Origin of the sequence: Streptomyces sp. NPDC020379, from assembly GCF_044387105.1 — a bacterium.
In the GTDB taxonomy this organism is placed as follows: domain Bacteria; phylum Actinomycetota; class Actinomycetes; order Streptomycetales; family Streptomycetaceae; genus Streptomyces.
In genome coordinates, this window is sequence record NZ_JBIRVR010000006.1 from 280294 (window position 1) to 294035 (window position 13742).

12 protein-coding genes are annotated in these 13742 nt (G+C 73.4%); 3 read left to right on the top strand and 9 right to left on the bottom strand.

From position 1 onward, the window contains the following. Positions 1–20 precede the first annotated feature (20 nt). Together ACH427_RS10995 and ACH427_RS11000 are read right to left on the bottom strand one after the other, a co-directional pair. On the bottom strand, positions 21–1229 hold the full coding sequence (locus ACH427_RS10995; RefSeq protein ID WP_398869189.1) for a Cmx/CmrA family chloramphenicol efflux MFS transporter: 1209 nt from the start codon (positions 1227–1229) through the stop codon (positions 21–23). A gap of 160 nt (positions 1230–1389) precedes the next feature. After that, complete coding sequence (locus ACH427_RS11000; protein ID WP_398869112.1) at positions 1390–2550, bottom strand: helix-turn-helix domain-containing protein; 1161 nt, start codon at positions 2548–2550, stop codon at positions 1390–1392. Between the two features lie 147 nt (positions 2551–2697). On the opposite strand from ACH427_RS11000, the gene ACH427_RS11005 reads away from it, so the two are divergent. Next, positions 2698–3660, top strand: coding sequence for an alpha/beta hydrolase (locus ACH427_RS11005; protein ID WP_398869113.1), 963 nt, complete (start codon positions 2698–2700; stop codon positions 3658–3660). A gap of 77 nt (positions 3661–3737) precedes the next feature. Continuing rightward, entirely contained in the window at positions 3738–4322 is a 585-nt protein-coding gene (locus ACH427_RS11010) for a TetR/AcrR family transcriptional regulator (RefSeq protein ID WP_398869114.1), read from the top strand. 69 nt (positions 4323–4391) lie between these two features. On the opposite strand, the gene ACH427_RS11015 is transcribed toward ACH427_RS11010, so the two are convergent. From ACH427_RS11015 to ACH427_RS11035, 5 genes are read right to left on the bottom strand one after another with little or no spacing between them, the layout of a single operon-like run. Next, complete coding sequence (locus ACH427_RS11015; RefSeq protein ID WP_398869115.1) at positions 4392–4727, bottom strand: hypothetical protein; 336 nt, start codon at positions 4725–4727, stop codon at positions 4392–4394. Next, on the bottom strand, positions 4697–6598 hold the full coding sequence (locus ACH427_RS11020; protein ID WP_398869116.1) for an anthranilate synthase family protein: 1902 nt from the start codon (positions 6596–6598) through the stop codon (positions 4697–4699). Before ACH427_RS11020 ends, ACH427_RS11015 begins: the two co-directional genes overlap by 31 nt. A 17-nt stretch (positions 6599–6615) precedes the next feature. Beyond that, positions 6616–7272: an isochorismatase family protein gene (locus ACH427_RS11025; protein WP_398869117.1), complete on the bottom strand. Its 657-nt coding sequence runs from the start codon at positions 7270–7272 to the stop codon at positions 6616–6618. Positions 7273–7306: 34 nt separating this feature from the next. After that, positions 7307–8077, bottom strand: coding sequence for a 2,3-dihydro-2,3-dihydroxybenzoate dehydrogenase (locus ACH427_RS11030; protein WP_398869118.1), 771 nt, complete (start codon positions 8075–8077; stop codon positions 7307–7309). 52 nt (positions 8078–8129) lie between these two features. Next, entirely contained in the window at positions 8130–9290 is a 1161-nt protein-coding gene (locus ACH427_RS11035) for a 3-deoxy-7-phosphoheptulonate synthase (protein ID WP_398869190.1), read from the bottom strand. A gap of 586 nt (positions 9291–9876) precedes the next feature. On the opposite strand from ACH427_RS11035, the gene ACH427_RS11040 reads away from it, so the two are divergent. Continuing rightward, the gene (locus ACH427_RS11040) at positions 9877–10836 is read left to right on the top strand and encodes a transaldolase family protein (RefSeq protein WP_398869119.1); all 960 of its coding nucleotides are present in this window, start codon (positions 9877–9879) and stop codon (positions 10834–10836) included. On the opposite strand, the gene pabB is transcribed toward ACH427_RS11040, so the two are convergent. Both pabB and ACH427_RS11050 read right to left on the bottom strand, forming a co-directional pair. Further along, positions 10737–12914, bottom strand: a complete 2178-nt coding sequence (gene pabB / locus ACH427_RS11045) for an aminodeoxychorismate synthase component I (protein ID WP_398869121.1) — start codon at positions 12912–12914, stop codon at positions 10737–10739. The genes ACH427_RS11040 and pabB overlap by 100 nt on opposite strands. Continuing rightward, entirely contained in the window at positions 12902–13645 is a 744-nt protein-coding gene (locus ACH427_RS11050; protein WP_398869122.1) for a methyltransferase domain-containing protein, read from the bottom strand. The genes pabB and ACH427_RS11050 overlap by 13 nt, the downstream gene beginning before the upstream one ends. Positions 13646–13742 lie beyond the last annotated feature (97 nt).

Sequence of the window (13742 nt, forward strand, 5' to 3'; positions counted from 1 at the left end):
AGGCGGCCTGTTCGGGGGTGTCAGGCGTCGGCCCCTGCGAGCTCCTGCCGCAGTTCCGGTGCGGCGGCCGTGGTGTTCTCCGTGCGGCGCTGGAGCGTGCCCGCCCACAGCGTGCCCAGCAGGCCGAGCACGCCGAGTGCGGCTCCCACCCACGCCACGGACTCGTAGCCCCAGTCGGCGCTGATGGCCAGGCCGCCGAGCAGCGGCGCCAGGGTGTTGCCGACGTTGAAGGCGGAGGTGTTGGTGGCACCGACGAGGGTCGGGGCGCCGGGCGCGACGGTGAAGACGCGGGACTGCAGGATCGGGTTGGTGACGTAGCCGGTCAGGCCCAGGACGAACACCGCCAGGACGGTGACGACCACGTTCTGCGCCGTCAGCGCGAGCACCACGGAGGCGACGATCAGGCCGCCGAGGCCGAGCGCGAGGGTGCGGATCGGGTGCGACTCGGCGACGCGGCCGCCGATCGTCATGCCGATCAGTCCGCCGACGCCGAACAGCGCCAGGATGGCCGGGACCCAGCCCTCGGAGAGGCCGGTCACGTCGGTGAGCACCGAGGCGAGGTAGCTGAAGGTGACGATGACGGCGCCGAAGGCGAAGGCCGTGACGGCGTAGGAGAGCCACAGCTGCGGCCGGGCCATGGCGCGGAGTTCGGCCTTGACCGTACGGGTCTCCTCCGTGGCGCTCTTGCCGCCGGGGATGGCGAACACCGAGCAGAGGAGGCTGGCGAGGGTGAGCACGGCCACGGCCCAGAAGGCGGCGCGCCAGCCGGCGAACTGGCTCAGGACGGTGCCGGCCGGGACGCCCACGATGGTGGCGAGGGTGAGTCCGCTGGCGACGATCGCGACGGCCTTGCCCTTGGCACTCAGCGGCACCATGCTCACGGCCGTGGCCACGGCGACGCCCCAGAATCCGGCGTAGGCGAGCGCGCTGACGATGCGGGTGGCGAACAGCACCCCGTAGCCGGGGGCGAGGGCGCCGACCACGTGGGCGGCGATGAAGACGGCCTGGAGCGCGACCAGCGCGGTGCGGCGCGGCCAGCTCAGCGTGGCGACGGCCAGCAGGGGCGCTCCGACGACCATGCCGATGGCGAAGGCGGAGATGAGCAGGCCGGCGTCGGGGATGGAGACGCCCAGGTCGTCGGCCATGTTGGGCAGCAGGCCGGAGAGCATGAACTCCGAGGTGCCCTGGGTGAAGATGCCGAGTCCGAGGATGTAGACGGCGAGCGGCATCTTCCCGGCCCGCCCTGGATCTGTGGTTTTCGGGTCGAGTGCCATGGGACGGCCCTTCCAGTGCTTCGGGGATCGGTGAATTCGAGTCGGGTCCACAAGCCGGACGTACGGCGCCCTCGACTGCACGGTCAGGACGCTAGCACATTTTGAAGCGGGTGCTTCAAAATGACGGGGGTCCGAGCGGCGAAGTTCCGGGAGCGTTCAACTGTCGCAGCAGCAAAGCCGTCTGCGCGCGCTGCCGCCCGTGCGGGCCGGAGACGCGGAAGCCCAGGCTCCGTTCGATCCGGGTGACGCGCTGCGCGACGGAGCTGTGGTGCAGGTAGAGGAGTTGGGCCGCGGCCCGGACCGACGCGGTGCGGCACACCGCGTCCAGGGTGGCGAGGTCCTCGCTTCCCAGCGTGGCGAGCGCCGCGGTGTCGGGGTGGGCGAGAGCGGCGTCCCTGGGGATGTCCGCGAGCAGGGCGAGCGTGCCGAGACCGGTGGCGTCCACCGCCCTCGGCCAGGTGGGGCCCAGCCCCGCGAACCGTGCCGCGCGCCGCGCCTGGGCCCAGGAGTCCGGCAGTTGGGCCGCCGTGCCCGACGGGCCCGTCCCGACCGCCACCCCCTCCGGCAGGCCGGCCGTCGCCCCCTCCGGCAGCACCGGGTCCCCGGCCCTCGCGTCGGCGGCGGCGGGGAGCAGGATCGCCCCCACGGTGGTCCACAGGGCGCCGAACGGGGCCGGCCGGCCGAGCCGCGGGTGAGCCGCGCTCAGGGCCCGCGCGCAGGAGCCCAGCGTCCTGCGCATGACCGCGGCGTCCGGCGCCACGACGGCGACGGCCCGCAGCGGCTCGTCCGGGTGCAGCCCCAGCAGGTGCAGGGCCCGCGAGCGCTCCGCCTCGGACGCCCGCGCGGAGAGCGCGGCCTGCACCAGCGCCGGATCGCCCCACTGCGGGGAGGGCACCGGGTTGGCGAGCGGCCCGGAGCGCTCGAAGGCCAAGGACGCGGCGAGCGCCAGCCGTTCGAGCACCAGCCCGTCGAGCGACCAGGCGCACCCGGTCCGTTCCAGCCAGACCTCGCCCACCGTCCGCCCGTCCACGACGACCGCGCGGCTGCTCGTCGGCACCGCCTCGCCGGGCGGCAGCGCGCGGGCGTCCGGGTCGTAGCGGTGATCCGCCGCGTGGCGGTGGTCGGCCGTCCCAGCGGGGCACTCCGCGAGCAGGGCGGTGGCCCGGGTCAGGGAGTCGGCGTCCGAGTGGTTCTCCACCAGCCGGTCGAAGTAGGAGATGACACGCAGGGCACCCGCCGCGGCTGGGTCGAGGTGCGACAGGCGCAGACCGTGCATGCCCGGAGACTAGGCAGCCCGCCCGGCCCGTCCCGCACATCGCGGGGGGACTCTGTCAGGTCGGCCCGCCACGTGGCGGGTGGGAGGCCCCCCGCCGCCGACAGGGAGCGGTCGCGGGCTCCCCCCGCCGGGCGGGAAAGTGGACGCATGAGCGAAACTTCTCCGGCCGGGTCGGCACTCCGCCCGGACTTCCACCCCGAACTCGCCCCGCTCGTCGAGGGGATCCCCTACCTCGACGTCGCCGACCCGCCGGCCGCCCGCCGCACCCTGAAGGGGCTCGAAGCGCAGTGGCCCCCGGTCGACACCAGCCGGATCACCGTCACCGAGCGCGCCGTCCCCGGGCCCGCGGGCGCCCCCGACGTCACCGTGCGCGTCTACACCCCCAGGACCCCCGGGCCGCACGGCGGTCTGCTGTGGATCCACGGCGGCGGCTTCGTCATGGGGGACCTGGAGACCGAGCACATGCACTGCGTGCGCTTCGCGGCCGACGCCGGGTGCGTCGTGGTCAGCGTCCAGTACCGCCTCGCGCCCGAACACCCCTTCCCCGCTGCCCCGGAGGACTGCTACGCGGCCCTGGAGTGGATGGCGGCGAACGCCGCCGGCCTCGGCATCGACACGGACCGGCTGGGCGTCGCGGGCTGCAGCGCCGGTGGCGCGCTCGCCGCCGCGGTCTCGCTGATGTCCCGGGACCGCGGCGGCCCGCGGCTCGTGCTCCAGCTGCTCACGTTCCCCGTGATCGACGACCGGATGGACACCCCGTCCGCCCGGCGCTTCCAGGACACCCCGATCTGGTCCACGCCGCACTCCGTGGCGTCGTGGCGGCACTACCTCGGCGAGGGGCACGAGAAGCGCGAGACCTCGCCCTACGCGGCGCCCGGCCGGGCCGAGGACCTGTCGGGGCTGGCCCCGGCGCACATCATCACCGCCGAGTACGACCCGCTGCGCGACGAGGGCCTCCGCTACGGGCTGCGGCTCCTGGAGGCGGGCGTCCCCACCGGGATCCACCAGTGGGCCAGGACCTTCCACATCTTCGACGCCTACGGCACCGGTCTGGCCGACCGCGCGGCCGCGGAGACGACCCTCGTGGTGAAGGAGGCGCTGGGCGCCTGAGGTGGCGCGGCGATGCCCGGCGAGGCCCCTGCCTGGGGTTTTTGGACGATCGCTTCAAAACCTTTAGTGTGCTGATTATGGCGAGGCCGAGGAAGTTCGACGAGACCCGCGTCATCGGCGCGGCGATGGACGCGTTCTGGCGTCGTGGCTACGAGGCGACCTCCACCCGTGACCTCAGCGAGGGCACGGGGCTGGGCCCGTCGAGCCTGTACAACACGTTCGGCGACAAGCGGCAGCTGTATCTGCGCGCCCTGCGCCGCTACTACGAGACGGCCACCAACGCGCAGATCGGGATCCTGGAGCGGCCCGGGCCGGTCAAGGAGCGGCTGCGCGAGCTGATGCTCCACGACGTCGACGTCGAGGTCGACCCCTCCGGCGCACGCCCCGTCGGCTGTTTCGCGATCAACGCGGCCATCGAGATGGCCAGTTCGGACCCCGACGTCAAGGAGCAGGTGCACCGCCACTTCGCCAGGGTGGAGGAGGCGCTCCGTGAGACGGTCGCGCGCGGTCAGCGGGCCGGTGAGATCCGCACCGACCGCGACGCGGCCGGACTGGCCCGGCAGGTGCTGAGCACCTATTACGGCCTGCACGTCCTCAGCAGGGCCCACGACGACCGGCAGGTGCTCGCGGATGTCGTGGAAGGCGCGCTCGCCACGCTCTGAGCGAGGGGAACGACCCGGCGGCCGGTGCCTCGAAGGCACCGGCCGCCGCGCGTTCACCACGCGGTGCCGCTACGCGAACGCCAGGCCCCGCCCCGCGAGCCGCGCGAGGTCGTACAGCCCCTCCGTCGTCGCCTCCACGTCGAAGGACGAGCGGTGCGCCGGCGGATAGCCGATCAGCTCGCCCGCCTTGGTCGGCAGGGGCCGCTCCGCCGCCTCGGCCGACTCCCACACGAAGACGGCGCCCCAGCGCTCGGCCGGGCCCTCGGTGTCGGAGATCCACAGCTTCAGGCGCAGCCCGGGCACCTGGGCCCAGGTGCCCACGGCCTCATCGCGGAGGAAGTCCCGCAGCGAGGCGACGGTCTGCCGCGACTCGTTCAGTTCCCACCAGACGACCACGACGCGCATGTCCGGATCAACTCCTCCAGCAGGTCACCGACGATGCGGACACCGTCCTCGGTCAGTACGGACTCGGCGTGGAACTGCACCGACGCGAAGCCGGGGCCGCGCAGCGCGTGCACCTCGCCCGTCGCGGCGTCCCGGCTGACCTCCACGACAACGCCGTCGGGGGTCTCGGCCTTGTCCTCGTCGCTGCGGGCGGCGAACGTGTTGTAGAAACCCACCCGTTCGCGCCGGCCGAACAGGTCGATCTCCCACTGCACCCCCTGGTTGGGGGTCTCCCTGCGCACCAGGTCGAGGCCGAGCAGGGTGGAGAGCACCTGGTGGCTGAGACAGACGGCGAGGAACGGCCGCTGCCCGGCCAGCAGCCCGCTGATCGTCTCCCGCAGGTGGGCGATCTTGGGGTGCGCGGTGTCGCGCGGGTCGCCGGGGCCGGGGCCCATGACGACCAGGTCGTAGCCGTCGGTGGAGTACGGCTCGTCGAAGCGGCGCACGGTCACCTCCAGCCCCGTGGAGCGGAGCTGGTGCGCGATCATCGATGTGAAGGTGTCCTCGGCGTCGACCACCAGCACCTTACGGCCGGCCAGCGCGGGCACGGGCCGGGACCGGGCCGCGTTCTCCTGGAGCCAGAAGCCCGCGAGGTGCTCGTTGCGCGCTTCGAGCGCGCCGCGCACGCTCGCGTGCCCGCCGAAGCCCTCCGCCCGGTCCGTGCCCAGGGCCGCGAGCAGCCCCGCGGCCTTGGCGCGGGTCTCCACGGCCTCGGATGCCGGGTCGGAGTGGCGCACCAGCGTCGCGCCCACGCCGATCCGCAGCCGGCCGCCGCCGTCGATGTCGGCGGTGCGGATGAGGATCGAGGAGTCCAGGGTGCGCCCGCCGCGCCCGTCCCGGCCGATGAGGGCCAGCACGCCGCTGTAGTAGCCGCGGCCCTCCGGCTCGTAGCGGTTGATCACCCGGCACGCGCTCTCCAGCGGGCTGCCGGTGACCGTGGGGGCGAAGAGCGTCTCGCGCAGGATCTCCCGCACATCGCGGGACGTGTGCCCCTCGATGAAGTATTCGGTGTGCGCGAGGCGGGCCATCTCCTTGAGGTACGGGCCGACCACGCGGCCGCCGTCCTCGCAGATCCGGGCCATCATCTTCAGCTCTTCGTCGACGACCATGTAGAGCTCGTCGGCTTCCTTGCGGTCGGCGAGGAAGTCCATCACGCCCGGCAGGGTCGGACCGGAGTCGGGGTAGCGGTACGTCCCGCTGATCGGGTTCATCACCGCCGTGCCGTCGAAGAGGCTGACGTGCCGCTCGGGGCTGGCGCCCACCAGCGTGCGGCCGCCGGTGTGGACGAGGTGGATCCAGTAGGCGCCCGCCTCCTTCGCCAGCAGGCGGCGGAAGAAGGAGAGCGCGCTGTGCGGGGTGTAGCCGGTGATGTCGGCGACGTAGGAGCGCTTGAGGACGAAGTTGGCGCCCGCGCCCGTGCCGATCTCCTCGGCGATGATCGTGCGCGCGGTGTCCGCGTACTGCTCGTCGTCCAGGTCGAAGTGGCCGCCGGACAGCTCGGTCGGCACGTTCGGCAGGCGGCGCAGCGCCTCGTCGACGGCGACGGTGCCCTGCTCCGTGACGGTCATCGCGATCAGCGGCTCGCCGTCGTCGGGAGCGGCGAAGCCGCGCTCGGCGATCTGCCGGTACGGGACGAGGGCCAGCACCTCATGGCGGGGCGCGCCGGCGGGGCCCGGCTCCTCTGAAACGGGCAGATCGGCGAGCTCGGCCACCGCCACCGCGTCGCCGATGATCACGTCCAGGACCTCCGCGCCCGCGGCCTCGGGGCGGTACAACAGGGCGAAGGAGGGCGGCTGTTCGGCGATGATCCGCGCCAGCAGGTCGGTCTCCATGGGGGCTCCTTGCGTGCTCACAGCGCCGCCCGGGCCTGCTGGAGCTGGGCGAGCACGGTCTCGGTCGTGCCGACCACGGCGCAGCGCCGGGCCGCGTAGTCCAGGGCCAGGCGGTGGTCGGCCGCGCAGAAGTCGGCGACGGCGTCGGCGACCAGGAACGGCTGGATGTCGTGGGTGAACGCGTCGACGGCGGTGCTGAGCACGCCGATGTGTGCGTAGACCCCGCAGATGACGAGCTGATCGCGCCCGTCGAAGCGCATGCGCTCCAGGAGTTCGGACTTGAAGAAAGCGCTGTAGCGCCACTTGGTGAACACCCAGTCGCCGGGCTCCGGGGCCAGCGGGTCGACCACCGCGCGGTGTTCGGGGTCGACGCGCATGCCGGGGCCCCAGAAGTCCTTGAGCAGACCGCGCTCCTGCGGGGTCATGCTGCCCGGCTGCGTGGTGTAGGCGACGGGGACGCCCAGGCGGGCGGCGGTCTCGCGCAGCGCGGTGGCGTTGCGGACCAGTTCCCGGCCGGGCGCCTCGTCCGCCGGGAAGGGCTCCAGGAAGTAGCGCTGCATGTCGTGCAGCAGCAGGACGGCGCGGTCCGGGTCCACGGTCCACGTCGCGGTGTTCTCGGGCAGGTCGCCCTCGGTGGGCATCGGGTACGGCTCGATGGCGGGAATCCCCGGCATGGGCTGCCTCGCGTTTCTGTGGTCGTTGCCGGTGTCAGACACCGAGGGCCGCACCGCCGTCGACGGTGAGGGAGGCCAGGGTGATGTGGGAGGCGTGCTCGGACAGCAGGAAGGCCACGGCCCGCGCGATGTCCTCGGGCTGGGCGACCTTGCCCAGCGGGATGCCCACGCGGTACGCGTCGAGGTCGCCCTGGATCGTGGCCCTGGGACCGCTCTCGTCGTGCCACATCGAGTTGAGCATCGGGGTGTCGGTGGAGCCGGGGCCCACGACGTTGCAGCGGATGCCGTGCCGGGCGACCTCCAGGCCGAGCGACTTGGTGAACATGGCGGCGGCCGCCTTGGACGCCGCGTAGGCCGCCATGTTGGTGCGCGGTGTGCCGGCGGCGTTCGACGCGACGGTCACCAGGGAGCCGTGGCCGCGCGGGACCATGCGGTTGACCACGGCGCGGGAGACGTGGAAGACCCCGGTGACGTTGACCGCGAAGGTGGCCGACCAGTCCGCGTCGGAGAGCTCCCTGGCCGGGCCGTGCCGGAGCACCCCGGCGGCGTTGACCAGCTGGTCGATGGGCCCGAGGCGCCGTTCGACCTCGTCGACGACGGCCTCGACGGCGGCGCTGTCCGTCACGTCGGCGGGGAACGCGGTGATCTCCAGGCCGTCGGCCGCCGCACGGCCGGCCGACGCCCGCAGAGCATCGGCGTCCCGGTCGACAGCGGCCACCGATATGCCCTGTCCCGCGAGGACGCGGGTGATCGCCTCACCGATCCCGCCCGCCGCTCCGGTGACGAGCGCGACTTTTCCGTTCACTGCTGAGCCTTTCGTTTGCGGCGCGGCGTGGGGGACGACGCGCGGGCGTCGTTCATGCCCGCCAGACGGCTGCGACCTGTACGGCCTGCATGGGATTGAGGCGGGGGTCGCAGAAGCTGGTGTACTTGTCGCCGACCCGGTCGAACGTCGTGACATCGCAGACGCATTCGGTGACGTCGTCCGGTGTCGTCTCCAAATGGAGTCCACCGGGGATACCGCCGTGTTCGGAAACCGCGATCTGGAATTCCGTGACCTCGCGCATCACGGTTTCCAGCATGCGGGTCTTCAGGCCGTCGGGGCCGCCGACGGTGTTCCCGTGCATGGGGTCGGTGAGCCAGATGACGGGGTGTCCGGCCGCGCGTACGGCCCGGACCAGGGGCGGCAGTTTCTCCGCCACGTTGTCCGCCCCCATGCGCGCGATGAGCGTGAGGCGGCCGGGCACGCGCTCCGGGTCGAGCTTCTCGCACAGCCGCAGCACCTCGTCGGCGGTCATGCCCGGACCGACCTTGCAGGCCACGGGGTTCACGACCTTGGAGAGCAGGGTGACGTGCGCGCCGTCCACCTGGCGGGTGCGCTCGCCGATCCACGGCCAGTGGGTGGAGGCCAGCAGCAGCCGGCCCTCGTCGTCCCGGCGGACCAGGGGGAGTTCGTAGTCGAGCAGCAGCGTCTCGTGGCTGGTCCACACCGGCGGGCCGATCCGGCGCGGCAGGTCGGAGCCCGTCCACCCCAGGTGCCGCATGACCTCGCTCGCCGAGGTGTAACCCGCGAGCAGCCGGCGCGGGTCGGGCCGCCGCAGCTCGGGGTCGGGGCTGGGGTCGTTGACCATGTGGCCGCGGTAGACCGGCAGCTCACGGCCGTCGACGACCTCGGTCGGCTTGGAGCGCGGCTTGCCGAACTGGCCCGCCATCCGGCCCACGCGCAGCACGGGCTTGTGCGCGTTCATCCGCATCGCCCCGGCCAGCGTGTCGAGCAGCGCGGCCTTGCGGGCGACGTAGCCCGGCGTGCACTCCGCGGGGTCCTCGGCGCAGTCGCCGGACTGCACGACCTGGACCTTCCCGGCCGCCGCCTCCGCGAGCTGGGAGCGCAGATTCCTGACGTCCGCCCCGTTCACGAGGGCGGGTTTCTCTTTGAGCTCCGCGTGCGTGCGGACGAGATCCGGGTGATTCTCCCAGTCCGGCTGTTGCTGCGCCGGAGCAGTTCGCAGGAGTGACATATCGCTGTCCACTGAATTCCTCCATGGCGATCGTGGCGCCGCCCCTGTAAAGGGATTTCAGGGAGCGGCGCCCAAGGAGTCTGTGACAGCCGGAGCGAGGAGGTGAAGGGCGTAATCGCTACTTCGTCAGGTGATGTGGGCGGTTGTTTTTCCCGGCCGGGAAAGACATTTCGCATACGCCTGGTGGTTGTCAACGGGCGCCGGTCCACTTCATCAAGTCGGCGGCGGTTCGGGGGCGATATGACGGAGTGGTCCGCTTCCGCTCGTCGCCGCGACGGGACTCTGGGACGGTGAGGGCCGATACGGCGGCGCTCGGCCAGGTCCGTACCTATACTCGGGCCGGATCGCTTGAAACAGAAACAATCGCAACGGTGTTGGGGCGGCTCCCGCGGCCCGCGCAGCGGGGAGCCGGCCGGCACCGGGGGTAAACTGCTCCACGCTGTCCGACGTGGTGCGCACCCCGTGGCCCACGCCGCCCGCCGCCCGGCCGGCGGACCGCTCACGGCACTCCACCAGGCGTCAGGGCGGGTGGAGTTGTCGGCAGGACGTTCCGCGCAAACGATACGAGCCATGCGGGAGGCGCTGGTTGAACACGGGCCCGTCCTCTGAGGGGAACGACGGCACCGACGGCACCGACGTCCTGGGGCAGCTGACCGCGGAAGGCGTCTCCCTGTGGCTGGACGGCCTGCGCCACGGCCACCTGGCCGACGGCACCCTGGCCCGCGTGGTCGCGGAGGGCGCGGTGCGCGGCGCCGTCGCCGATCCGCTGCCCGCCGACGACATCCGCGGGGCCTGCGACGCCCTGCGCGAGGTGTTCACGGCCACGGGTGGCAGGGACGGCTGGGTGTCGGTGAGCGCCGCCGCCGGCCCGGCCTCCGAGGCCGCACGGTCGCTGGCCGACGCGGTGGACCGGCCCAACGTGCTGATCAGGACCGACGCCACCGACGAGGGCCTGGCCGCCGCCGCCGACTGCCTCGCGCGGGGCATCGGCGTCCACGTCGGCCCGGTCTGCGGCCCGCAGGGGTACGCCGCCGCGGCGGACGCCTGTTTCCACGGCCTCGAACGGGCCTCCGGGCAGGGCTGCGACCTCACCGCCGTCGCCGCGGTGGTCCAGGTGGACGTCGACCGCCTCGGCGACCACGTCGACTCCCTGCTCGCGCGGTCGGCCGCCCCCGGGGCCGGGGCGCTGCGCGGCACGGCGGCCCTGGCCGCGGCCCGGCTCGTCTACCGGACGCACGACGAACTCCTCGGCACCGACCGCTGGCGCGCGCTCGTGGCCCACGGCGCCCGTCCGCCCCGCCCGTTGTGGGCCACCGACGCGCGCGGGGCCGCCGGGCTCGTCGGCTGGGGGACGGTGAGCGCCCTGTCGCCCGCGGCCCTGGAGGACCTGGCCCGGCACGGGAGCGCGCACGGTGACACGCTCACGTGCGGGCACCGGGCGGCCGGTCAGGTGGTGGCGGAGCTGGAGAGGCTCGGCATCCCCTTCGACGAGACCGCGCGCTCCCTGGAGCGGGCCGCCTTCCCGGAGTCGGCCGCCGTCGCCTGACCGGCCCGGCCGGGGAAGCCGCCGCGGGTGAGGGCCAGCAGCGGGGCCGCCTTCACCGCCGTCTCCTCGAACTCCGCCTCCGGGTCGGAGAGGGCGATGACGGCCCCGCCGACGCCGTACCGCACCCGGCCCGGTGTCACCACGGCGGTGCGGATGACGATGCTCAGGTCGGCGGCGCCGGACAGCGAGAGATAGCCGATCGCACCCGAGTAGATGCCGCGCGGGCCCGCTTCGAGCCGGTCGATGATCTCCATGGTGCGGACCTTCGGCGCCCCGGTCATCGAACCGCCGGGGAACGCGGCGCGCACGCACTCCACCGCGCTCGCGCCGGGCCGCAGGCGCGCGCGGACGGTGCTGACGAGCTGGTGGACGGTGGCATAGGTCTCGACGTCGAAGAGCCCGGTCACCTCGACGGAGCCCCACTGCGCGCACCGCCCGAGGTCGTTGCGCACCAGGTCGACGATCATCAGGTTCTCGGCCCGGTCCTTCTCGTCCGCGCGCAGGTCCGCGACGAGCGCGGCGTCCTCCTCCGGCGTGGCGCCGCGCGGCCGGGTGCCCTTGATCGGCTTGGACTCGACGACGCCGTCCCGGGAGATCCGCAGGAAGCGCTCGGGCGAGGTGCTCAGCACCGCGAGGGGCCCGAAGCGCAGCAGCGCCCCGAACGGTGCCGGGCTGACCCGGCGCAGCAGGCGGTAGCCCTGCCAGGGGTCGAGCTCGCCCTCGGCCTCGGCCATGTTCGTCAGGCACACCTCGTAGGTCTCGCCCGCCGCTATCTCCCGCCCGCACTCGGCGATCAGGTCCAGATACGCCTCGCGGTCGTGGCGCAGCCGCACTCCGGAGAGCGGCGCGGTCGCCGGCGGCGGGGGCGGCCCGCTGCCGGCGAGCGCCGCGAGTGCCCTGGCGGTGGCGTCGAGCCAGGCCCGCGCGGCGCCGTCGTCGCCGTCCTCGGCCAGCGCGAGCAGATGGGCGGTGCCCGTCAGATGGTCGAGGACCAGGGCGCGGTCGGCGAAGACCATCGCCGCGTCGGGCTCCTCGGAGCGGTGCGCGCGGGTGCCGCCGCACTCCGCCTTCAGCTCGTACCCGAGATAGCCGACCCAGCCCAGGGCGAAGTCGAAGGGCAGCTCGGGGACGTCGGTGGCGCACTCCCGCAGGTCCGCGTCCAGCCATTCGAGGAACTCGCCGGTGACGACCTGCGTGCCGGTGGCCGACCGCACGGAGACGGTGCGGGTGCCGACGTCGGCCGTGGCCACGCGGGCGAGCGGGCCCGAGGCGTCCCCCATGACGGAGAACCTGCCCAGCGGCTGCTCATGGGTGCTGCTGTCCAGCCAGAAGGCGTGCTCACCGCCGTGGAAGAGCGCCTCGAACGCGGCCTCCTCGTCCCAGCGGACGGGCAGTCGCTCGGCCAGCACCCGCAACGTCCGCTGCCCCGTACGGGCCGAAGGCGCGGCCGGGGGGCCGGAGAGCCGCACGGGCGCGGGCCGTTCCGCCTGGTGCTCGCGCTGGTGCTCACGCGTCAACGCGGCGAAGTTCGCGAGGAGTTCGTGCCCGTACTCGGTGCGGATGGACTCGGGGTGGAACTGCACGCCCCACATCGGCCGCCGCCGGTGCCGGAGCCCCATGAGGACGCCGTCCGGCGTCCAGGCCGTCGCCTCCAGCTCGTCGGGCAGGTCGGTGACCGCGAGCGAGTGGTAGCGCACGACCTCGAACGGCGTGGGCAGCCCCGCGAACAGCCCGGTCCCGTCGTGCAGCACGGGAGAGGTGCGGCCGTGCCGGGGCTCCGGGGCGCGGCCCACCGTGGCGCCGTGCTGGAGGGCGATGCCCTGATGTCCCAGGCACACCCCGAGCAGGGGCAGTCCGCAGCGCTCCACGAGCTCCCGGCAGATGCCGAAGTCGGCCGCGAGCCCGGGGTTCCCGGGGCCGGGCGAGAGCACGACGTTGTCGAACTCCGCGAGCCGGCCGGTCCGCCACGCGGGGTCGTCGTTGCGGACGACCACCGGCTCCCGGCCGTTGACCGCGGCCAGGTAGTGGACGAGGTTGTAGGTGAAGGAGTCGTAGTTGTCGATGATCAGCGTGCGCACGATTGCCCCGTATCTCGCGGTGTCCTGACGACGGACACCTCCAACAGCGTGTGCTCGACCGGGACCGCGCCGTCGCGGACGGTCGTACTGCTCAGCTCCCGTAGCTCCCGGCCGCACTCCCGCGCCGCCCGGCGCAGCGCCTCGGCGTCCCCCCGGCTGGAGAAGTGGAGCAGGGCCCGGCCGCCGGGCGCCAGCCGGAGGGGCGCCTCCGCCAGATACCGCCGGTGGGCGGCGTAGCCGGGATCGACGTACGCCTGCTCGTGGACCGAGCGGTAGCGGTAATCCGGCGGCGCGAGGACGAAGTTGGAGTGCCAGTAGACCGTGTCGAAGCGCTCGTCGTCCGCCAGGGCGGCGAAGAGATCGCTGTGCACGGCCCGGACCCGGTCGGCGACGCCGTGCCGCGCGGCGTTCAGCGCGGTGTTGCGCACCGCGTGCGGGTTGATGTCCGAGGCGGTGACCCGGGGGCTGCCGGCCAGGGCCGCGCTGACGGCGATGACGCCGGTGCCGCAGCCGATCTCCAGCAGCGAGCCCCGCCACGGCCCCGGCCGCGGCCCGGCCAGGCCGAGCAGGCCCATGGCGGCGCCGGTCGACGAGGTGTGCGGTGGTGCGAAGACCTCGTCGAGCAGGTCCCACTCGCGTGCGTTCATGGTGAAGATCCGTGGCCGGTCCTCCCGGGTGAGGGAGTCCTGGCTGCGCTCCAGGGAGCGGAGGTAACTGCGGACTTCGGACATCAGGCCCCTGTGCCCCCTACAGCGGAAACGTCGTCGGCGGGGGCCTGCCACGGCCCCGTTATTGATCATGGCGTGGGTAATGAAAGGGCAAAAGGTG

Bases quoted from the DNA above. Each gene is read 5' to 3' on its own strand.
- ACH427_RS10995 (WP_398869189.1), bottom strand. From the start codon at position 1,229: ATGCCGCTCGCCGTCTACATCCTCGGACTCGGCATCTTCACCCAGGGC.
- ACH427_RS11000 (WP_398869112.1), bottom strand. From the start codon at position 2,550: ATGCACGGTCTGCGCCTGTCGCACCTCGACCCAGCCGCGGCGGGTGCC.
- ACH427_RS11005 (WP_398869113.1), top strand. From the start codon at position 2,698: ATGAGCGAAACTTCTCCGGCCGGGTCGGCACTCCGCCCGGACTTCCAC.
- ACH427_RS11010 (WP_398869114.1), top strand. From the start codon at position 3,738: ATGGCGAGGCCGAGGAAGTTCGACGAGACCCGCGTCATCGGCGCGGCG.
- ACH427_RS11015 (WP_398869115.1), bottom strand. From the start codon at position 4,727: ATGCGCGTCGTGGTCGTCTGGTGGGAACTGAACGAGTCGCGGCAGACC.
- ACH427_RS11020 (WP_398869116.1), bottom strand. From the start codon at position 6,598: ATGGAGACCGACCTGCTGGCGCGGATCATCGCCGAACAGCCGCCCTCC.
- ACH427_RS11025 (WP_398869117.1), bottom strand. From the start codon at position 7,272: ATGCCGGGGATTCCCGCCATCGAGCCGTACCCGATGCCCACCGAGGGC.
- ACH427_RS11035 (WP_398869190.1), bottom strand. From the start codon at position 9,290: ATGTCACTCCTGCGAACTGCTCCGGCGCAGCAACAGCCGGACTGGGAG.
- ACH427_RS11050 (WP_398869122.1), bottom strand. From the start codon at position 13,645: ATGTCCGAAGTCCGCAGTTACCTCCGCTCCCTGGAGCGCAGCCAGGAC.